The organism is Erwinia sp. AnSW2-5 (assembly GCF_045107195.1).
Taxonomy (GTDB): Bacteria; Pseudomonadota; Gammaproteobacteria; order Enterobacterales; family Enterobacteriaceae; genus Erwinia.
In genome coordinates this window covers 16,950-36,512 of the sequence record NZ_JBJGXA010000020.1, presented here as the reverse complement: position 1 = coordinate 36,512, position 19,563 = coordinate 16,950, and the positions used below count along the sequence as shown (strand labels likewise).

Genomic DNA, 19,563 nt, shown 5'->3' with positions numbered 1-19,563 from the left:
AGAGGAACTAACCCATGCGACTCAGTACCGGCATGATCTATGACCAGCAGATGCGCGGCATCCAGACCTCTCAGTCTAGCTGGCTGAAAGTAGGTGAGCAGCTCTCTACGGGTAACCGTGTTAACCGGCCGTCCGATGACCCGGTGGCTGCAGCACAGGCGGTTGTGGTGTCTCAGGCTCAGGCCGAAACCGCGCAGTTCAAAACGGCGCGTGTGTTTGCTACGCAGAACCAGTCCACTGAAGACACCACGCTTGCTCAGGTGGTTGATGTGATTATCACCGCCAAGACCACCGTAGTCGCCGCGTCGAACGGGATTTTATCTGATGATGACCGTGCCTCTTATGCCACGCAGTTAGAAGGTATTCGCGCGCAGTTGCTCAACCTGGCGAACAGTACCGATGGCAATGGTCGCTATGTCTTTGCCGGTTATGAAAGCGATAAAGCACCTTTCACCACCGATGCCACTACAGGTGATACCACCTATAACGGCGGCCTGACGGCGATTACACAGAAAGTGGATTCCAGTCGTACGCTGACCATTAACCATACCGGTAATCAGGTATTCGACTCGCTGACCAGCAACGCAGTGAAAGAGCCTGACGGTACAACCGGCGAAAGCAATATCTTCACCATCCTGGATACGGCGATTAAGTCACTGAAAGTACCGTTGAAAGATGCCGATCAAACGGCGGTTGATGCCGAGGCCTTGCAGATGGGCAAAGCTAACCGTGGTTTAGGCAATGCGATGGAAAACGTCTCCAAAGTGCGTTCTGAGATCGGGACCAATCTGGATGAGCTGGGAAAACTGGATGCGAAAGGTGACGATACTACGCTGAACCTGAAAACGCAGATGAGTGGGCTGATCGGTGCTGATACTACTGAGACCATCTCCAGCTACACCATGCAGCAGGCAGCCTTACAGGCTTCCTACACCGTGTTCCAGCAGATGTCCAAACTGTCTCTGTTCAAGATGAATTCATAGACTGACTTCTAAGATTTGAGCGTGCTTAAACCGGGTACGTTCAGTTTCTCCCGCTGACAGCGACCAAATGCTGACAGCGGGTTTTTTTTGTCTGCTATTCCCCTCAGTACCGGCGTGGCCCGCCCCTTTCAATGACTTGTCGATGATGTATTGGTGGCTATGATTCGCCAGGCTGATGACAGCCGGTGTACGCATGCTCGCAGCGCGTCGTTCTTAACGCTTTGGCACAACAGCGTTGCGCACATCGGGAAGAGCCGTGCGTTGAACAGCCAGGAGAGGGGAAAGGGGATAAAAAAAGCCCCGGCCGGATGGCCAGGGCTTGGTTGACGCGTTATCAGGTATTACGGGCGGGTTGCCGGAGCAGTCGCCTGATGAGTCGCAGCGTGACCGCCTGCTGAACCTTTACCTTCAAAGTTAAAGTCCGGACGCACCCAGTCGCTCTGACTTGGTGCTTCTGGCTGATAAGCCGGAGCCGGTGCTTTCGTCATTGGTGCGGTGGCATGATGCGGAGCGATGGCCTGTGCAGGTTCAGCCGCAACCGGTGCAGCCGCGACAGGTTCATCACGGGCAGGAACCGGAGCGTGTGGCTCGCTGGTTGCCACAGTTTGCTGTGCCGCAGTCACTTCCGGCGCATGTAGCACCTCGGCAACCTGCTGCTCAACTTCAGGGCTGACTTCAACCTGAGCAACGCGGGCAATATCAGCCGCCTGCTGGGTTTCTTCCACGATATCTGCAACAGCATCAACCGCGGCGAACGCTGGCTCAGGCTGAACATCTTCTACAGGCGTCGCTTCGGCAGCAGTCTCTTCCGCGACAACTTCGTCAGCGGCGGAAATCACGGCAGGTTCTTCGTTAACCGGTGCATCGATGGCCGCCGTCTCTTCAGCAATCACCGGTGTGATTTCTGGCTGCGGTTCGACATGCAGCACGGGTTCTGCCTGCTGTGCGACGGGTGCTTCATGCACAGGGGTTTCAGCAACAGGCTCGGCGGCAACGATATTGTCTACCGCGCTAACGGCTGCAACAGCGGCAGTTGTTTCTGCAACAGGTGCTTCAACTTCTGCGTGACCGTAAGGAGGGACCACTGAATGGCCATGCTCTTCATGCGTTTCATGATCGCTTGTCTGAGCAACCGGATAAGAAACCCACACCTTACCTGATGCCATTTCTGGCGATGCAGCAGCGTTAGACAGCGGCATTGGTGACTGTGTTGGGTAACGCTCATCACGGTAACGGCGACGACGCTGACCGCTCACACGCAGGTGGCGTGGAGAGCGACGTGAACGGCGTGGCATATTATTGCCATCACGATCGTCGTGGTCGTCAGACTCGGCGACAGGTTCGTTAACCACTGGCGTTGCTGCCGGAGTCACCGCTTCTTCTTGCGGTTCAAACGAGCGCGCAGCGGTCTGTTCAGCGGTTTCGATACGCACTTTCTGGTTCAGCTGGCGCGGTTTACGGCGCGGCATCACCTGTACGTTCTCTTCCTGTGTTTCCAGATTTTCTACGGCTTCGATGATCGGTTCAACGATGCTCTCTTCCTGCACAACCGGACGTTTTTCTTCCTGGTTCTGACCAGGACGACGGCGCTGGCGATCCTGACGAGGCTGACGCGGTTGTGAGGTTTCACTGCGTTCAAATTCGTCTGGCACCATACGCTCGCTACGGGTATCCGCCTGCGGTGCGTTGCGCTTGTTGGTGTTGTTACGACGGTTGTCATCACGGCCACCTTCACGCGCTTCGTTGTTACGTTCGCGTGGTGCACGTTCAGTACGCTCACCGTTGCGCTCGTTACGTTCGCCGTTGCGCTCGTTACGGTCGTTACGTTCGCCGTTACGGTCGTTACGTTCGCCGTTGCGGTCATTACGTTCGCCGTTACGGTCGTTACGTTCGCCATTGCGATCGCTACGGTCCGCATTACGGTCGCCATAACGTTCACCACGTTCACCGTTGCGGTCGCGACGGTTATTGTTCTGGCGGCGGTTATTACGACGTTCACCCCGTGGCGCAGCGGTTTCGGCCGCTTTTTCTTCAACAACAGGCGGCTGCGGCTGTTCGGCAGGTTTCTCTTCCGCTGCGAACAGTTTTTTCAACCCGTTGAAGAAGCGGCTAACCAGGCCCGGCTGTGCAGCCGCGGCAGGTGCTTTCACTTCAGGTTGTGCAACCGGGCTGGTGGCAGCAACTTCTGCGATTTCTTCCTGTGGTGCTGGCGGCGCATCTGGCATTACGAAAGCGGCGAGGGCTGGTTGCTCAGGGCGCTTGCGCTCAGCGTGTTCTTCTTCAGAAGGCAACGCCATTTCTGCTTCGTGCAGTTTAGGCAGGTGATAACTGAGAGTTTGTGTCTCTTCACCACTGCGCACGCGCAGAACGGAGTAGTGCGGTGTCTGCATATTATCGTTTGGTACGATAATGGCACGCACGCCGCCCTGACGTTTTTCAATGGCGCTAACCGCTTCACGCTTCTCGTTCAGCAGGTATGACGCAACCTGAACCGGTACGATGGCATGAACTTCTTTGGTGTTCTCTTTCAGCGCTTCTTCTTCAATCAGGCGCAGAATGGATAACGCCAGCGATTCATTATCACGAATGGTGCCGGTGCCGCTACAGCGCGGGCAGACGTGATGGCTGGATTCACCCAGCGACGGGCTTAGACGCTGACGCGACATTTCCAGCAGGCCGAAGCGTGAAATATGGCTAATCTGAATACGAGCACGATCCTGACGCACGGCTTCACGCAGGCGGTTTTCTACCGCACGCTGGTGGCGAACCGGGGTCATATCGATAAAGTCGATAACGATCAGTCCACCAAGGTCACGCAAGCGCAGCTGGCGGGCAATTTCATCGGCCGCTTCCAGGTTGGTGTTAAACGCCGTTTCTTCGATATCGCCGCCGCGAGTGGCGCGTGCGGAGTTGATATCGATAGCGGTCAGCGCTTCAGTGGAGTCAATAACAATCGATCCGCCAGAAGGCAGACGCACTTCACGCTGGAATGCAGATTCGATCTGCGATTCGATTTGATAATGGCTGAACAACGGGATTTCACCGGTGTACAGTTTAATTTTGCTGCTGAAATCCGGACGACCCAACGCGGCGATATGCTGGCGAGCCAGTTCAAGCACTTTAGGGTTGTCGATCAGGATTTCGCCGATGTCCTGGCGCAGATAGTCGCGGAAGGCACGTACAATAACGTTGCTTTCCTGATGGATCAGGAATGGAGCAGGGCGGCTGTCAGCGGCTTTCTTGATGGCTTCCCAGTGTTTCAGGCGGAAGCTGAGATCCCACTGTAGCGCATCAGCTGATTTGCCTACACCGGCGGTGCGTACAATCAGGCCCATGCCGTCAGGCAGTTCCAGCGCTGAGAGCGCTTCTTTCAGTTCAGTGCGGTCATCGCCTTCGATACGGCGTGAAATACCGCCCGCACGTGGGTTGTTTGGCATCAGAACCAGATAACTTCCCGCCAGGCTGATAAAGGTGGTGAGGGCTGCGCCTTTATTACCACGTTCTTCTTTATCGATCTGAACAATGACTTCCTGACCTTCGCGCAGTACATCCTTAATATTTGGACGACCGTGAGAGTTGTAATTAGCTGGGAAGTATTCGCGGGAAATTTCTTTCAGAGGTAGGAAACCGTGCCGTTCAGCGCCGTAATCAACGAAAGCCGCTTCAAGGCTGGGTTCAATGCGAGTGATCTTGCCTTTGTAGATGTTGGCTTTTTTCTGTTCGTGTCCAGGGCTTTCAATATCCAGATCGTACAGACGTTGTCCATCCACGAGGGCAACACGCAACTCTTCCTGCTGAGTTGCGTTTATCAACATTCTTTTCATCGTAACTTACTCATTATTCTTACATTAGTGACAAAGCTGCGGGCAAAGTAACGCTGGACATGAAAACCGATGACCCCGTGTCTCATCGCAAAGCCGTCAACCTCCCGGTTGTCAGCAGCTAAAGGGGTGCAAATACTCGGTAGCCTGTTTTACATATGGAAAAACAGCGCTTTTAAGGGGGAGCCGCCAGTAGAATACCAGGTGAACCAATCCCGTTTTATCGTCCAGGCTGCAACCCGCAGCCCGCTAAATGCCTGATTGCACAATACGTCTTACGCCATTGCTGCGTGTATGGGCTATCCGGCAAAATTTCTCACCCTTCATCTTTCGAGCCGCAGCCTTTTTAGCTGCTCTCATTCACCCCAAATACCGACTTATGTCTGTTTTCGGGGATTCTTTCGCTTGCCGCCTCGCTGCAACACGAAATCTATTGGGTGTACGCTAACTATTCCCTTACGTTCGCAAGTCTTAGCGTCAAAAACGGAGATATTATTCCATTGCTAAGGTGGTGATCGCAAGGTGACTTTATCCGCGTTGAGAGGTTTCTCTCAGCTTTTAGAACGTATTGCAGTGCTTTTCAGCAGATTGTCTAAAAACCGGTCACAACTTCCTGCGGTAACCGTCTCCGTCAGTTAAGCACAGAAAAAGAGGTGGCGCTATCACAGCGCACTATTTAGAATCGCCAACCATGAAAACCAATACTCCAGCCGTACATTTTATTGCCATTTCTGCTGATGAAGCAGGACAGCGCATCGATAACTTTTTACGCACCCAGTTAAAAGGGGTGCCGAAAAGCATGATTTATCGCATTTTGCGTAAAGGCGAAGTGCGGGTGAACAAGAAACGCGTCAAACCGGAATACAAGCTGGAGGCCGGTGATGAGCTGCGCATTCCCCCCGTGCGGGTAGCGGAGCGTGAAGATGATAATGTGTCACCTAAGCTGGCGAAGGTGGCCGCACTGGAACACGCTATCATTTATGAAGACGAACACATCCTCGTGATGAACAAACCGTCCGGCACCGCCGTACACGGTGGCAGTGGTCTGAGTTTCGGTGTCATTGAAGGGCTGCGTGCGTTGCGCCCCGATGCGCGCTTCCTGGAGTTAGTGCACCGCCTGGATCGCGACACTTCCGGGGTGTTGCTGGTGGCCAAAAAACGCTCCGCGCTGCGTTCGCTGCATGAGCAGCTGCGTGAGAAGGGGATGCAGAAGGATTACCTCGCACTCGTGCGCGGGCAGTGGCCATCTCATGTAAAAGCGGTCCGTGCACCTTTACTGAAAAATATTCTGCAAAGCGGTGAGCGCATTGTGAAGGTGAACAGTGAAGGCAAGCCGTCTGAGACGCTGTTTAAAGTAGAAGAGCGTTATGCCATGGCCACGCTGGTAAAAGCCAGTCCGGTCACCGGGCGTACTCACCAGATCCGCGTACATACATTACACGCAGGGCACCCGATTGCGTTTGACGATCGCTACGGCGAAGCAGACTTTGACCAGCAACTGAGTGGAACCGGGTTGAAACGCCTGTTCCTGCATGCAGCCGCGCTGCGCTTCACGCACCCGAATACCGGGGAAGTGATGCGCGTGGAAGCGCCCCTGGACAACGAACTGAAACGTTGTCTGGAGATTCTGCGTAAACAGCATCCGGCGACCTGATCGCAGGTGCTGCGCTTTTCCAGGGTCAGGTACGTCTGACCCTGGCGGGGCGCTATACCTGCTGTGACAGCAACGGGTCAACACCGGCGTTTCTCAGCATCTCACACAGCGCAATCAGCGGTAGCCCTACGAGCGTATTAGGGTCACGCCCTGACAGGCGATCAAACAGTGTGATACCCAGCCCTTCACTTTTAAAGCTTCCTGCACAGTTAAGCGGCTGCTCTTTACTGATGTAGGCCGCAATCTCTGCGTCACTCAGTGTACGAAAATCGACGCTAAAGGGCTCACAAAGCACCTGCAATGATGCGTTGCGGCTGTCGTAGAGCGCCAGACCGGTATAAAACACCACGCTGTGACCGCTGGCTGCACGCAGTTGCTCCTGTGCCCGTGCGGTTGTATGAGGTTTGCCAAAAATTTTCCCGGCCACTACGCAGACCTGATCGGAACCAATAATTAGGTGATCGGGGTAGTCTTCGGCCAGTGCCTGCGCCTTGGCGGTAGCCAGTCGTACCACCAGTTCAGTGGCATCTTCATCGGCTAGCGGGGTTTCATCCACCTCTGGAGCCGCAGTGATAAACGGCAGTTCAAGTTTGGTCAATAAGGCTTTTCGATAGCTTGATGTGGAGGCTAATACCAGGTGCCGCATAATTTTTTCCAGAATATATAGCGAATCAGTGTCAGGCATTTTAAACTATGCGCCGCACTGGATGCGAATCATGGGTGAAAGATGCCGTAAAACGGCCTTTTTCTTTGACTCTATGTCGTTACAAAGTTAATATGCGCGCCCTATGCAAAAGGTAAAATTACCCCTAACTCTCGATGCGGCTCGTACCGCTCAAAAACGCCTGGACTACCAGGGTGTTTACACCCCTGAACAGGTTGAGCGGATTGCCGAGTCGGTAGTGAGTGTGGACAGTGATGTAGAATGTGTTATGTCGTTCGCGATTGACGAGCAGCGTCTGGCAGTACTGAAAGGTACGGCCGAAGTTTCAGTGACGCTGTGCTGCCAACGCTGCAACAAGACTTTTCCACAGCACGTCCACGTATCGTACTGTTTCAGCCCGGTCGTCACTGACGAACAGGCCGAAGCACTGCCGGAAGCGTACGAGCCGATCAACGTCAACGAGTTTGGCGAAACCGATCTGCTGGCAATGGTTGAGGATGAAATCATTCTCGCCCTGCCTGTCGTTCCGGTGCATGATTCTGAACACTGTGAAGTGTCCGAGGCGGACATGGTCTTTGGTCAGTTGCCTGAAGAGGCAGAAAAACCAAACCCATTTGCCGTATTAGCCAGTTTAAAGCGTAAGTAATAGGAGTAAGGTCCATGGCCGTACAACAGAATAAACCAACCCGTTCCAAACGTGGCATGCGTCGTTCACACGATGCGCTGACCACAGCAGCTCTTTCCGTAGATAAAGTTTCTGGCGAAACTCATCTGCGTCACCACATCACTGCGGATGGTTACTACCGCGGTCGCAAGGTCATCGTTAAGTAATTCCGCGGTTCGCGGCGCTACCTTGACACGTTTGACCCTGGCGATAGATGCCATGGGCGGGGATTTCGGTCCCTGCGTGACAGTGCCTGCATCACTGCAGGCACTGGCCTTAAATCCGCATCTGCATCTCCTTCTGGTCGGCGATCCCGACATCATCACGTCATTACTTGCCAAAGCTGATTCTGCCCTCAAGGTACGTCTGCAGATCATTGCTGCCGAATCGGTTATTGCCAGTGATGCCAGACCTTCGCAGGCGATCCGCGCCAGTCGTGGAAGCTCTATGCGCGTCGCGCTGGAGCAGGTGAAATCAGGGCAGGCTCAGGCCTGTATCAGTGCAGGCAATACCGGTGCGCTGATGGGATTAGCTAAATTATTATTAAAACCGCTGGACGGCATTGATCGCCCGGCGTTGATGACCGTGTTACCGCATCAGCAATACGGGAAAACCGTGGTGCTGGATTTAGGCGCTAATGTCGATTCTGACAGTGCTATGCTGGTGCAGTTTGCCGTTATGGGCGCGGTAATGGCCGAGGAAATCTTAGCCATCGACCGACCGAGAGTGGCACTGCTTAATATTGGTCAGGAAGAGACTAAAGGGTTGAGTTCAATACGCGAAGCTGCGGCAATACTGCGTGCATCGCCAGAACTTAACTATATTGGATACCTCGAGGGTAACGACCTTCTCACCGGTAAGACAGACGTGCTTGTTTGCGATGGTTTCGTGGGCAATGTCACGCTGAAAACGATGGAAGGTGTGGTAAGAATGTTTCTTTCGCTGTTGAATTCACAGGGCGAAGGTAAAAAGAAAGCCTGGTGGCTGAGATTGCTGGGACGCTGGATTAAGAAGCGTCTGGCAAAGAAATTCGGCCATCTCAATCCCGACCAGTACAATGGCGCCTGCCTGTTAGGATTACGTGGCACTGTGATTAAGAGTCACGGAGCGGCGAATCAACGCGCATTTACTGTGGCGATCCAACAGGCAGAGCAGGCGGTGCGGCGGCAAGTTCCCGAGCGGATTGCTGCGCGCCTTCAAGCTGTATTACCTAAGAGTGACTAAGCGTACATGTATACGAAGATTATCGGTACGGGCAGCTATTTGCCCGAGCAGGTGCGGACTAACGCCGATCTGGAAAAAATGGTAGAAACGTCGGATGAGTGGATTGTGACTCGTACCGGCATTCGTGAACGTCGTATTGCCGGCCCGGACGAAACCGTGGCAACCATGGGCTTCCATGCGGCCGCGCGGGCGCTGGAGATGGCCGGTATCGATAAAAATGATATCGGTCTGATCGTGGTAGCGACCACCTCGTCCAGCCACGCATTCCCAAGCTCAGCATGTATGATCCAGCAGATGCTGGAAATTGATGATGCCGCCGCCTTCGACCTCGCCGCCGCCTGCGCAGGCTTCACTTATGCGCTGAGTGTGGCCGATCAGTACATTAAAAATGGTGCAGTGAAACACGCGCTGGTGATCGGTGCTGATGTTCTCGCGCGTATGCTCGATCCTGAAGATCGTGGCACCATTATCCTGTTTGGTGATGGCGCAGGCGCAGTAGTACTGGGTGCCAGCGAAGAGCCGGGAATTATCTCTACTCATCTGCATGCCGATGGCCGTTATGGCCAGTTGCTGACGCTACCTAATCAGGATCGTGCAAATCAGGACACCCCAGCTTACGTCACCATGGCGGGCAACGAAGTGTTCAAGGTTGCTGTGACCGAACTGGCTCACATTGTTGATGAAACGCTGGAAGCCAATAAGCTTGATCGCTCTGCTATCGACTGGCTGGTGCCGCATCAGGCAAACCTGCGTATTATCAGTGCCACTGCCCGTAAACTGGGTATGGACATGGATAAAGTCGTTGTGACGCTCGATCGTCATGGCAATACCTCGGCGGCCTCTGTGCCGACCGCACTAGATGAAGCGGTACGTGATGGCCGTATTCAACGTGGTCAGTTGATTCTGCTGGAAGCTTTTGGTGGCGGGTTTACCTGGGGTTCAGCACTGGTTCGCTTTTAATTAAGCAAAAAATAGCGATTAACAGGAAATCACAATGACGCAATTTGCAATGGTCTTCCCGGGACAGGGATCGCAAACGGTAGGTATGTTGGCCGATCTGGCTGCAACGAATCCGCTTGTGGAAAAAACCTTCCGTGAAGCTTCTGATGCACTCGGTTACGATCTCTGGCAGTTGGTACAACAAGGCCCTGCTGAAGAATTGAACAAAACCTGGCAAACTCAGCCTGCTTTACTCGCCGCTTCTGTTGCCATTTTCCGCGTTTGGCAGGAAAAAGGCGGAAAAGCGCCGTCAATGCTTGCAGGGCACAGCCTGGGTGAGTACAGTGCGCTGGTTTGTGCAGGTGTGATGGCGTTTGCTGATGCGATTAAGCTGGTTGAACTGCGCGGCAAACTGATGCAGGAAGCCGTTCCGGAAGGAACGGGCGCGATGCAGGCGATTATTGGTTTGGACGATGCGTCCATTGCAAAAGCGTGCGAAGAGTCTGCTCAGGGGCAAGTTGTCTCACCAGTGAACTTTAACTCACCGGGTCAGGTTGTGATTGCCGGTAACAAAGAAGCTGTCGAACGTGCGGGTGCTGCCTGTAAGGCCGCCGGTGCGAAGCGCGCACTGCCGCTGCCTGTCAGCGTGCCGTCACACTGTGCGCTGATGAAGCCTGCGGCGGATAAACTAGCAGCAGCACTTGAACAGCTGACTTTCAACGCGCCTGCCTTCCCGGTAGTGAACAACGTTGATGTGAAGTGCGAGACGTCAGCAGAAGCCATCCGCAGTGCGCTGGTTCGCCAGCTGTACAATCCAGTGCGCTGGACCGGATGTGTAGAATTTATGGCCGGGCAGGGCGTAACGTCGCTGCTGGAAGTGGGTCCGGGTAAAGTTCTGACCGGGCTGACTAAACGTATTGTTGACACCCTGACGGCGGCGGCGGTAAACGACCAGGCCAGCCTGACAGCGGCGCTTGAACAATAACACGGAGATAAACATGAACTTCGAAGGTAAAATTGCGCTGGTAACCGGCGCAAGCCGTGGAATCGGCCGTGCAATTGCAGAAACCCTGGTGGCACGTGGTGCCAAAGTTGTGGGTACTGCGACCAGCCAAAGTGGCGCCGACGCTATCAGTACCTATCTGGGTGATAACGGGAAAGGCCTGCTTCTGAACGTGACCGACAGCGCATCGATTGAGAGCGTATTGGAAAATATTCGCGCCGAATTTGGCGAAGTGGACATTTTAGTCAATAATGCAGGCATCACGCGTGATAATCTTCTGATGCGCATGAAGGACGATGAGTGGCAGGATATCCTGGACACTAATCTGACTTCAGTATTCCGTCTTTCAAAAGCGGTAATGCGTGCCATGATGAAAAAACGTGCGGGTCGAATTATTACCATTGGCTCCGTAGTTGGAACAATGGGTAATGCGGGTCAGGCAAACTATGCGGCAGCAAAAGCAGGTTTGATTGGCTTTAGCAAATCACTGGCGCGTGAAATCGCGTCCCGTGGTATTACTGTTAACGTCGTGGCACCTGGTTTCATTGAAACCGACATGACGCGTGCACTGAGCGAAGATCAGCGTGCGGGCATTCTGGCGGAAGTTCCTGCAGGTCGCCTCGGCGGCGCGCAGGAGATCGCTAATGCCGTTGCATTTTTAGCCTCTGACGAGGCAGCGTACATCACTGGTGAAACGCTGCACGTCAATGGCGGAATGTACATGGTCTGATAATCACGAAAATTATTTGCGTTATTTGGGGTGAAGGCCGCAGAATAGCGTAAAATCGTGGTTGGACCAGCCGGGATTTAGTTGCATCTTTTTCAACATTTTATACACTACGAAAACCATCGCGAAAGCGAGTTTTGATAGGAAATTTAATAGTATGAGCACTATCGAAGAACGCGTTAAGAAAATCATTGGCGAGCAGCTGGGCGTTAAGCAGGAAGAAGTTGTTAATACTGCCTCTTTTGTAGAAGATCTGGGCGCTGATTCTCTTGATACCGTTGAGCTGGTAATGGCTCTGGAAGAAGAGTTCGATACCGAGATTCCGGACGAAGAAGCTGAGAAAATCACTACCGTTCAGGCTGCTATTGATTACATCAATGGTCACCAGGCATAAGTGAGCATCTCCAGGCGGTCGCTCGACCGCCTGAGTTTTATCTGAACGCCCCACACAGTGTCAACTTTTCCCTCTCTGGAGGACGAACGTGTCTAAGCGTCGTGTAGTTGTGACTGGTCTTGGCATGTTGTCTCCTGTCGGCAATACCGTAGAGTCCACCTGGAATGCTCTTGTTGCCGGTCAGAGTGGCATCAGCCTCATCGACCATTTTGATACTAGTGCCTACGCAACACGTTTTGCTGGCTTAGTAAAAGATTTTAATTGTGATGAATTCATCTCGCGCAAAGATCAGCGCAAGATGGACGCCTTCATCCAATATGGAATTGTTGCTGGCATTCAAGCCATGCAGGATTCCGGCCTGGAAATCACCGAAGAGAACGCTGATCGTATTGGCGCTGCAATTGGCTCCGGCATTGGCGGTCTTGGTCTTATTGAAGAAAACCACACCTCTCTGGTGAATGGTGGCCCACGTAAAATCAGCCCGTTCTTTGTTCCTTCGACCATTGTTAACATGATTGCGGGTCACCTGACGATCATGTTTGGCATGAAAGGCCCAAGTATCTCCATCGCAACTGCCTGTACTTCTGGCGTGCATAACATTGGTCACGCTGCACGTATCATCGCCTATAACGATGCTGATGTTATGCTGGCGGGTGGTGCTGAAAAAGCCAGTACGCCTCTGGGTGTCGGTGGATTTGGTGCAGCACGTGCGCTTTCTACCCGCAACGACAACCCGCAGGCGGCAAGCCGTCCGTGGGACAAAGATCGTGACGGCTTTGTACTGGGTGATGGTGCAGGTCTGGTGGTGTTGGAAGAGTATGAGCACGCGAAAAAACGCGGAGCGAAAATCTACGCTGAAATCGTCGGGTTTGGTATGAGCAGCGATGCTTACCACATGACCTCTCCACCGGAAAACGGTGCGGGTGCTGCGCTGGCGATGGTGAATGCACTGAAAGATGCACAACTGTCACCTGAGCAAATCGGCTATATCAATGCGCATGGCACCTCGACGCCGGCCGGAGATAAAGCAGAAACGCAGGCAGTGAAATCAGTCTTTGGTGCCAGCGCGAAAAGCGTGATGGTCAGCTCGACGAAATCCATGACCGGTCACCTGTTAGGTGCTGCGGGCGCGGTGGAGTCGATCTTCACTATTCTTGCCTTACGCGACCAGGTCGTTCCACCAACCATCAATCTGGATAATCCAGATGAAGGTTGTGATCTTGATTTTGTTCCGCACACGGCGCGTCAGACGAAAGGTCTGGAGTACACTCTGTGTAACTCCTTCGGATTCGGCGGTACTAACGGTTCGCTTATTTTCCGTAAGATCTGAGTTTGTTCTGTCCGATTGAAAGGCCCGCACAGTGCGGGCCTTTTTTTATTCTGGTCTTCAGTGAGCGACAATCAGATGATTCTGGCGGGATTGGCAGGTAATCTTGGCAGAGGGCGATAACGGAGAGTGAACATGATGTGGGTCAATGGTGACACGCGCGACAATATCGATATCCGCGATCGCGCAGTGCAGTTCGGCGATGGGTGTTTTACCACGGCGCGTGTTCAGCAGGGTAGAGTACGGCTTCTTGATGCCCACCTGACGCGTTTACAGCAGGCCTGCGAGCGTCTTAAGATCAGTGGCGTTGACTGGCAGAAACTGGAAAACGAAATGAGCTTTGCTGCGACGACCCGCCACGATGCCGTATTGAAGGTCATTTTGACACGGGGCAGCGGCGGACGCGGCTACAGCGCGACGGGATGCAGCCAGCCGCTACGCATTCTTTCGCTCTCTGACTATCCTGCTCACTATCATACGCTGCGCCAGACCGGTGCGAGGCTGGCCCTCAGTAGCGTGCGCCTGGGGAAAAACCCCCATCTTGCAGGCATAAAACATCTTAACCGCCTTGAGCAGGTGCTGATCCGCACAGAGCTTGAGCAGACTGCCGCCGATGAGGCGCTGGTGCTTGACAGTGACGCTATGCTGGTGGAATGCTGTGCGGCTAATTTATTCTGGCGTACGGGAAATCAGGTGTTTACCCCTGATTTAACGGCATCCGGTGTGAACGGCATTCAACGTCAATGGGTGATGCAGCAGGTGGTTCAACTGGGCTTCACCCTGACAGAAGTCCGTGCTGAGATTGACGCACTGGCTACAGCAGAAGAAGTGCTGATCACCAATGCACTGATGCCCGTATTGCCGGTTTACCAGGTTGAGAACTGGCATTATTCATCGCGCCAGCTTTTTGGTCTGCTCAACCACCATAATGAATGACGTGGGACCTTCATGACTAAACTCCGAAAAACGATAGTAGTGCTGGTTGCATTAGTGCTGCTGGTTGTCGCATACGGTTACTGGCAAACACGCCAGCTGGCTGATTCTGCGTTAACGATAGACAAAGAAACGATATTTACCCTGCCTGCAGGCTCAGGCCGCGTGGTGCTGGAGGCTCAGCTGGAGTCGAAGCACATTGTGCCTGAAAGCATGTGGTTTGGCGTTCTGCTGAAGCTGGAACCTGAGCTGGCGAAATTTAAAGCCGGAACCTATCGCTTCACGCCCGAAATGACCGTGCGCGAGATGCTGGCGCTGCTGGCCAGCGGTAAAGAGGCGCAATTCCCCCTGCGTTTCGTTGAAGGCACGCGGATGCAGGAGTGGCTGAGCCAGCTGCGCAAAGCGCCTTACATCAAACACACCCTGACGGATGACCAGCTGACAACGCTGGCTACTGCGTTAAAGCTGGAAGGGGAACAAGCTGGCGTTGAGGGTTGGTTCTATCCCGATACTTACCTCTATACGGCGAATACTACGGATGTCGCGCTGCTGAAACGTGCGCATGACCGCATGGTGACGCTGGTGGACAGCGAATGGCAGGGTAAAATGGATAACCTGCCGTATAAAAGCAAAAATGATATGCTCACCATGGCCTCGATTATTGAGAAAGAGACCGCGGTCAGTGACGAGCGTCGCCGGGTCGCCTCGGTATTTATCAACCGTCTGCGCCTGGGCATGCGCCTGCAAACCGATCCAACGGTGATCTACGGCATGGGCGATGCCTATAAAGGCACGCTGACGCGCAAGAATCTGGAAACGGCGACGGCATATAACACCTATACCATTAACGGGTTACCGCCTGGCCCGATTGCGATGCCGGGCAAAGCCTCGCTGGCTGCGGCAGCACACCCGGATAAGACTAACTTCCTCTATTTTGTGGCCGATGGAAAAGGGGGGCACACCTTTACCACCAATCTGGCCAGCCATAATAAAGCCGTACAGGTGTATCGCCTGGCGATGAAGGAAAAAAATGAACAGTAAATTTATCGTTATTGAAGGCCTGGAAGGCGCAGGGAAAACCACCGCACGCGATGCAGTGGTCAGCGAACTTCAGCGCCATGGCATTAACGACATTGTCTTTACCCGCGAACCCGGCGGTACGCCGCTGGCAGAAAAACTGCGTGAGCTGATCAAGCAGGGCATTAACGATGAGCCAATCACCGATCAGGCCGAACTGCTGATGCTGTATGCCGCCCGCGTACAGCTGGTTGAAAATGTGATTAAACCTGCGCTGGCACGCGGTGCCTGGGTCGTGGGGGATCGTCACGATCTCTCATCGCAGGCTTATCAGGGAGGGGGCCGTGGCATGGACAGCGATTTAATGCGCAGCCTGAAACTGGCGGTACTGGGCGATTTTTCCCCGGACCTGACGTTGTATCTCGATGTCACACCTGAAATTGGCCTGCAACGTGCCCGTGCCCGTGGTGCGCTGGACCGCATCGAACAGGAATCCCTGAACTTCTTTATCCGTACGCGTGACCGTTATCTGGCGCTGGCGGCGTCTGACAGTCGCATCAAAACCGTGGATGCCACCCAGTCGCTGGAACAGGTTACCGCGTCGCTGCGCCAGACGCTTGATCAGTGGCTACAGGAACAGCAATGAACTGGTATCCGTGGCTGAATCACAGCTACCGTCAGATCCTCAGCCAGCATCAGGCACAGCGCGGCCATCATGCTCTGCTGATTCAGGCGCTGCCGGGGATGGGCGATGATGCCCTGATTTGGGGGATCAGCCGCTGGCTGATGTGCAAGCGCCCTGATGGCTTGAAAAGCTGCGGTGAATGTCATGCCTGTCAGTTGATGCTGGCTGGAACGCATCCTGACTGGTATCGGCTGGAAGCAGAAAAAGGCAAAAGCTCGCTCGGGATTGACGCGGTACGTAGTGTTACCGAGAAACTGTACCATCATGCGCAGCAGGGCGGGGCGAAAGTCGTCTGGCTGCCGGATGCCGGGCAGTTGACCGAAGCGGCCGCGAATGCGCTGCTGAAAACGCTGGAAGAGCCGCCGAAAAATACCTGGTTTCTACTCAGTAGCCACGAGCCATCGCGTCTGCTGCCAACGCTGCGCAGCCGCTGCCTGCTGTGGCACGTGGCGCCTCCTGCGGAGGCACAAAGTCTGCAATGGTTACAGAAACAGTCTGCGGCGGGTCTGAACGAACGGACTGCCGCCTTGCGCCTGTCAGCAGGTGCTCCTGCGGCGGCGCTGGCGTTACTGGACGATAAAATCTGGCAACAGCGTCAGCGGCTCTGCGAGGCGCTGCCCAATGCTTTGCAGGGCGATATGCTGAGCCTGCTGCCCGCGTTACATCATGATGATGCTGCCCAGCGTATCGGTTGGCTCTGTTCACTGCTGTTGGATGCCGTGAAATGGCAGCAGGGCGGCGGGCAGTTTATCTGCAACGTCGATCGCCAGGCAGAGGTGACGCGTATCGCCAGCCTGCTACCGGCCAGCGCCATTGATGCCAGCCTGCGTCAGTGGATGATCTGTCGCGACCGCCTGCTGAATGTGGTCGCCGTCAACCGCGAATTGCTGTTGACCGATCAGCTGCTGGGCTGGGAAGCCATGCTCAACCCGGCGTCTGCCGGTTCACCGCTTTAGAGAGTACATTATGTTTTTAGTTGATTCCCACTGCCACCTTGATGGCCTGAATTATGAAACCCTGCACCAGGATGTATCGGATGTGCTGGCTAAGGCCGCTGCCCGCGATGTGAAATTCATGCTGGCGGTAGCGACGACGCTGCCGGGCTACAAGGCGATGGTTGACCTGATTGGTGAACGTCCAAACGTGGCATACTCCTGCGGCGTGCATCCGCTGAATCAGGAGGAGGCATATGACTTCGCTGAACTGCGTCAGCTGGCCGCCCACCCGCGCGTTATCGCGATGGGCGAAACCGGGTTGGATTATTTTTATCAGAAAGAGACGATGGTGCGCCAGCAGGCCTCTTTCCGCGAGCATATTCGCGTCGGACGCGATTTGAATAAGCCGGTGATCGTCCATACTCGCGACGCCCGCGAAGATACTCTGGCGATCTTGCAGGAAGAGAAAGCGGAAGAGTGTGGCGGCGTGTTGCACTGTTTCACGGAAGATCGTGAAACCGCAACCCGACTGCTGGATATGGGGTTCTATATTTCCTTCTCCGGGATTGCCACTTTCAAGAACGCCGAGCAGATCCGCGAAGCTGCGCGCCACGTGCCGCTGGACCGTATGCTGGTGGAAACCGACTCGCCGTATCTGGCCCCGGTGCCGTATCGTGGTAAAGAAAACCAGCCTGCTTATACCCGCGATGTGGCGGAATACATGGCGGTGGTTAAAGGGGTCAGCATTGAGCAGATGGCGCAGGCGACCACAGAAAACTTTTCCCGCTTATTCCATGTGCCGATGTCACGCCTGACAGACTGAGATCGCCGTGGGGATTTCTTTTATAGCTCGTAATTAATAAGCAAAAGTCGTAAAGTGCAGCGCCCTTAAATCGGGTGCTGCATTTTTTTTATGCAAAAAGCTGGCGTTTTGTGTCAACTTTTACTAGAGAAGTGACGTGCGTTCAACGAAACGTGATAGCCATCAAACTAATTTGAGCGGATTTATTTTACTCTTCGTAATAAATACCGAGAGCGCTTAAGACGCTCCTTATTTTGTACTACCCGCAAAGGATCCTCCCCCTTTGCAACGCGCACAGCGCGAAGAAAAGCACTCATACTCAGGAGCTTTATATTATGTTCAAAAATGCATTTGCGAACCTGCAAAAGGTCGGTAAATCGCTGATGTTGCCCGTATCGGTGCTGCCGATTGCGGGGATCCTGCTGGGCGTTGGTTCTGCCAACTTCGACTGGCTGCCAGCGGTAGTTTCTCATGTGATGGCCGAAGCCGGTGGGTCGGTATTTGCCAATATGCCGCTGATCTTCGCGATTGGTGTGGCACTGGGCTTCACCAATAACGATGGCGTTTCAGCACTGGCCGCTGTTGTTGCTTACGGCATCATGGTGAAAACCATGGCAGTCGTGGCACCGCTGGTACTGCATCTGCCTGCCGAAGAGATAGCGGCTAAACACCTGGCTGACACTGGGGTACTGGGCGGGATTATCGCCGGTTCCATTGCAGCCTATATGTTTAACCGTTTTTATCGCATCAAGCTGCCTGAGTATCTGGGCTTCTTCGCGGGTAAACGCTTCGTTCCGATCATCTCCGGTTTTACCGCGATTTTCCTCGGTGTGCTGCTTTCCTTTATCTGGCCACCAGTGGGTACAGCGATTCAGGAATTCTCACAGTGGGCAGCGTATCAGAACCCGGTCGTAGCCTTTGGTATCTACGGCGTGGTTGAGCGTTCGCTGGTGCCATTTGGTCTGCACCACATCTGGAACGTTCCATTCCAGATGCAGATTGGTGAATTCACCAATGCGGCAGGTCAGGTATTCCACGGTGATATCCCACGTTACATGGCGGGTGACCCAACGGCAGGTATGCTGTCTGGTGGCTTCCTGTTCAAAATGTACGGCCTGCCAGCGGCTGCGATTGCTATCTGGCACTCAGCGAAACCTGAGAACCGTGCCAAAGTCGGCGGCATCATGATCTCCGCCGCGCTGACCTCGTTCCTGACCGGTATCACCGAGCCGATCGAGTTCTCATTCATGTTCGTTGCGCCGATTCTTTATGGGATCCACGCCATCCTGGCGGGTCTGGCCTTCCCAATCGCTATCCTGTTGGGTATGCGTGACGGTACCAGCTTCTCGCATGGTCTGATCGACTTCATCGTTCTGAGCGGCAACAGCAGCAAAATCTGGCTGTTCCCAATCGTCGGTATCGTCTACGGCCTGATCTACTACACCATTTTCCGTGTACTGATCGCCAAGCTGGATCTGAAAACACCTGGCCGCGAAGAAACGACCAGCGAGCAGACTGTCGGCACCTCCAGCGAAATGGCGGGTAACCTGGTGGCTGCATTCGGCGGTAAAGACAACATCACCAACCTGGATGCTTGTATCACCCGTCTGCGCGTTAGCGTGGCGGATGTGAGCAAAGTTGACCAGGCTGGCTTGAAGAAACTGGGTGCGGCAGGCGTTGTCGTCGCCGGTTCTGGTGTTCAGGCCATTTTCGGTACCAAATCCGATAACCTGAAAACAGATATGGATGACTTCATCCGTAATTCTTAATTCATTACAGGATGAACATCAG

General features: G+C 54.0%; 18 protein-coding genes. 16 read left to right on the top strand and 2 right to left on the bottom strand.

What is annotated here, in order from left to right; genetic code table 11:
• Window positions 1-14: 14 nt before the first annotated feature.
• Window positions 15-983: a flagellar hook-associated protein FlgL gene (gene flgL, locus ACFL9S_RS15365; protein ID WP_405262764.1), complete on the top strand. Its 969-nt coding sequence runs from the start codon at window positions 15-17 to the stop codon at window positions 981-983.
• A 341-nt stretch (window positions 984-1,324) separates the two neighbouring features.
• Here the strand turns inward: flgL and rne are convergent, their stop codons facing one another.
• Entirely contained in the window at window positions 1,325-4,807 is a 3,483-nt protein-coding gene (rne, locus tag ACFL9S_RS15360; RefSeq protein WP_405262763.1) for a ribonuclease E, read from the bottom strand.
• Between the two features lie 688 nt (window positions 4,808-5,495).
• Here rne and rluC point away from each other — a divergent pair.
• Window positions 5,496-6,458: a 23S rRNA pseudouridine(955/2504/2580) synthase RluC gene (gene rluC, locus ACFL9S_RS15355; RefSeq protein ID WP_405262761.1), complete on the top strand. Its 963-nt coding sequence runs from the start codon at window positions 5,496-5,498 to the stop codon at window positions 6,456-6,458.
• A 52-nt stretch (window positions 6,459-6,510) separates the two neighbouring features.
• Here rluC and ACFL9S_RS15350 read toward each other — a convergent pair whose 3' ends face one another.
• Window positions 6,511-7,104: a Maf family protein gene (locus ACFL9S_RS15350; protein ID WP_405262760.1), complete on the bottom strand. Its 594-nt coding sequence runs from the start codon at window positions 7,102-7,104 to the stop codon at window positions 6,511-6,513.
• 142 nt (window positions 7,105-7,246) lie between these two features.
• On the opposite strand from ACFL9S_RS15350, the gene yceD reads away from it, so the two are divergent.
• From yceD to ptsG, 14 genes are all read left to right on the top strand, one after another.
• Window positions 7,247-7,768 (top strand): 23S rRNA accumulation protein YceD, encoded by a 522-nt coding sequence (gene yceD / locus ACFL9S_RS15345; RefSeq protein ID WP_405262759.1) that lies wholly within the window; start codon window positions 7,247-7,249, stop codon window positions 7,766-7,768.
• A 14-nt stretch (window positions 7,769-7,782) separates the two neighbouring features.
• Window positions 7,783-7,953 (top strand): 50S ribosomal protein L32, encoded by a 171-nt coding sequence (gene rpmF, locus ACFL9S_RS15340; RefSeq protein WP_003849870.1) that lies wholly within the window; start codon window positions 7,783-7,785, stop codon window positions 7,951-7,953.
• Window positions 7,954-7,975: 22 nt separating this feature from the next.
• A complete protein-coding gene (plsX, locus tag ACFL9S_RS15335) occupies window positions 7,976-9,010 on the top strand; it encodes a phosphate acyltransferase PlsX (RefSeq protein ID WP_405262758.1) in 1,035 nt (344 codons plus the stop codon).
• Window positions 9,011-9,016: 6 nt separating this feature from the next.
• On the top strand, window positions 9,017-9,970 hold the full coding sequence (locus ACFL9S_RS15330; RefSeq protein ID WP_405262757.1) for a beta-ketoacyl-ACP synthase III: 954 nt from the start codon (window positions 9,017-9,019) through the stop codon (window positions 9,968-9,970).
• 34 nt (window positions 9,971-10,004) lie between these two features.
• Entirely contained in the window at window positions 10,005-10,934 is a 930-nt protein-coding gene (fabD, locus tag ACFL9S_RS15325) for an ACP S-malonyltransferase (protein ID WP_405262756.1), read from the top strand.
• A 13-nt stretch (window positions 10,935-10,947) separates the two neighbouring features.
• Window positions 10,948-11,682 (top strand): 3-oxoacyl-ACP reductase FabG, encoded by a 735-nt coding sequence (fabG, locus tag ACFL9S_RS15320; RefSeq protein WP_062743729.1) that lies wholly within the window; start codon window positions 10,948-10,950, stop codon window positions 11,680-11,682.
• 154 nt (window positions 11,683-11,836) lie between these two features.
• Window positions 11,837-12,073 (top strand): acyl carrier protein, encoded by a 237-nt coding sequence (acpP, locus tag ACFL9S_RS15315; RefSeq protein ID WP_004157115.1) that lies wholly within the window; start codon window positions 11,837-11,839, stop codon window positions 12,071-12,073.
• Window positions 12,074-12,161: 88 nt separating this feature from the next.
• A complete protein-coding gene (gene fabF, locus ACFL9S_RS15310; protein WP_405262755.1) occupies window positions 12,162-13,403 on the top strand; it encodes a beta-ketoacyl-ACP synthase II in 1,242 nt (413 codons plus the stop codon).
• A 132-nt stretch (window positions 13,404-13,535) separates the two neighbouring features.
• Window positions 13,536-14,336 carry an aminodeoxychorismate lyase gene (gene pabC, locus ACFL9S_RS15305; protein ID WP_405262754.1) on the top strand — a complete coding sequence of 267 codons (801 nt, stop codon included), beginning with the start codon at window positions 13,536-13,538 and terminating at the stop codon, window positions 14,334-14,336.
• A 12-nt stretch (window positions 14,337-14,348) separates the two neighbouring features.
• Window positions 14,349-15,374: a cell division protein YceG gene (gene yceG / locus ACFL9S_RS15300; RefSeq protein WP_405262753.1), complete on the top strand. Its 1,026-nt coding sequence runs from the start codon at window positions 14,349-14,351 to the stop codon at window positions 15,372-15,374.
• Window positions 15,364-15,996 carry a dTMP kinase gene (gene tmk, locus ACFL9S_RS15295; protein WP_405262752.1) on the top strand — a complete coding sequence of 211 codons (633 nt, stop codon included), beginning with the start codon at window positions 15,364-15,366 and terminating at the stop codon, window positions 15,994-15,996. Before yceG ends, tmk begins: the two co-directional genes overlap by 11 nt.
• On the top strand, window positions 15,993-16,991 hold the full coding sequence (holB, locus tag ACFL9S_RS15290) for a DNA polymerase III subunit delta' (RefSeq protein ID WP_405262751.1): 999 nt from the start codon (window positions 15,993-15,995) through the stop codon (window positions 16,989-16,991). Before tmk ends, holB begins: the two co-directional genes overlap by 4 nt.
• A gap of 10 nt (window positions 16,992-17,001) precedes the next feature.
• Window positions 17,002-17,793, top strand: coding sequence for a metal-dependent hydrolase (locus ACFL9S_RS15285; protein WP_405262750.1), 792 nt, complete (start codon window positions 17,002-17,004; stop codon window positions 17,791-17,793).
• A gap of 314 nt (window positions 17,794-18,107) precedes the next feature.
• The gene (ptsG, locus tag ACFL9S_RS15280) at window positions 18,108-19,541 is read left to right on the top strand and encodes a PTS glucose transporter subunit IIBC (RefSeq protein WP_405262749.1); all 1,434 of its coding nucleotides are present in this window, start codon (window positions 18,108-18,110) and stop codon (window positions 19,539-19,541) included.
• Window positions 19,542-19,563: the final 22 nt, after the last annotated feature.

What these genes read in the sequence shown, in the direction of transcription:
- flgL (WP_405262764.1), top strand. Translation starts at nt 15, where the DNA reads ATGCGACTCAGTACCGGCATGATCTATGACCAGCAGATGCGCGGCATC.
- rne (WP_405262763.1), bottom strand. Translation starts at nt 4,807, where the DNA reads ATGAAAAGAATGTTGATAAACGCAACTCAGCAGGAAGAGTTGCGTGTT.
- rluC (WP_405262761.1), top strand. Translation starts at nt 5,496, where the DNA reads ATGAAAACCAATACTCCAGCCGTACATTTTATTGCCATTTCTGCTGAT.
- ACFL9S_RS15350 (WP_405262760.1), bottom strand. Translation starts at nt 7,104, where the DNA reads ATGCGGCACCTGGTATTAGCCTCCACATCAAGCTATCGAAAAGCCTTA.
- yceD (WP_405262759.1), top strand. Translation starts at nt 7,247, where the DNA reads ATGCAAAAGGTAAAATTACCCCTAACTCTCGATGCGGCTCGTACCGCT.
- rpmF (WP_003849870.1), top strand. Translation starts at nt 7,783, where the DNA reads ATGGCCGTACAACAGAATAAACCAACCCGTTCCAAACGTGGCATGCGT.
- ACFL9S_RS15330 (WP_405262757.1), top strand. Translation starts at nt 9,017, where the DNA reads ATGTATACGAAGATTATCGGTACGGGCAGCTATTTGCCCGAGCAGGTG.
- fabD (WP_405262756.1), top strand. Translation starts at nt 10,005, where the DNA reads ATGACGCAATTTGCAATGGTCTTCCCGGGACAGGGATCGCAAACGGTA.
- fabG (WP_062743729.1), top strand. Translation starts at nt 10,948, where the DNA reads ATGAACTTCGAAGGTAAAATTGCGCTGGTAACCGGCGCAAGCCGTGGA.
- acpP (WP_004157115.1), top strand. Translation starts at nt 11,837, where the DNA reads ATGAGCACTATCGAAGAACGCGTTAAGAAAATCATTGGCGAGCAGCTG.
- pabC (WP_405262754.1), top strand. Translation starts at nt 13,536, where the DNA reads ATGATGTGGGTCAATGGTGACACGCGCGACAATATCGATATCCGCGAT.
- yceG (WP_405262753.1), top strand. Translation starts at nt 14,349, where the DNA reads ATGACTAAACTCCGAAAAACGATAGTAGTGCTGGTTGCATTAGTGCTG.
- tmk (WP_405262752.1), top strand. Translation starts at nt 15,364, where the DNA reads ATGAACAGTAAATTTATCGTTATTGAAGGCCTGGAAGGCGCAGGGAAA.
- holB (WP_405262751.1), top strand. Translation starts at nt 15,993, where the DNA reads ATGAACTGGTATCCGTGGCTGAATCACAGCTACCGTCAGATCCTCAGC.
- ACFL9S_RS15285 (WP_405262750.1), top strand. Translation starts at nt 17,002, where the DNA reads ATGTTTTTAGTTGATTCCCACTGCCACCTTGATGGCCTGAATTATGAA.
- ptsG (WP_405262749.1), top strand. Translation starts at nt 18,108, where the DNA reads ATGTTCAAAAATGCATTTGCGAACCTGCAAAAGGTCGGTAAATCGCTG.